At 69.1% G+C, this 430-nt stretch carries 1 protein-coding gene; it reads left to right on the forward strand.

What is annotated here, in order from left to right; genetic code table 11:
* The coding region (locus AC1DYK_RS35885; protein ID WP_478170600.1) for an alkaline phosphatase family protein at positions 1-430 on the forward strand (430 nt) is incomplete at both ends.

Genomic DNA, 430 nt, shown 5'->3' on the forward strand with positions numbered 1-430 from the left:
GTACGCCGCAGCTGGCGACCTTCCACGACCTCGACCACGGCTGGAAGACCGCCCAGCAGGCCTGGCACGGCGGCTGGATGGACGGCTGGGTCCCGGCGAAGACCCCGGCCACCATGGCCTACCTGGACCGGGACGACATCCCGCTGCACTACGCACTGGCCGACGCCTTCACGATCTGCGACGCCTACCACGCGTCCATCCACTCCTCGACCAGCCCCAACCGCAACTACCTGTGGTCCAGCCTGTCCGGCCATGAGCCGGACGGCCGCCGCGCCGTCGACAACGACGCCAACGACGAGGACGTCCACCCCGGCTACGACTGGCCGACGTACGCCGAGCTGCTGGAGCGGGCGGGCCGCAGCTGGCAGACGTACAGCGAGTGGGAGAACTACACCGACAACCAGCCGGAGTTCTTCGCCACCTTCAAGGC

The organism is Variovorax sp. P2_H12, from assembly GCF_056403395.1.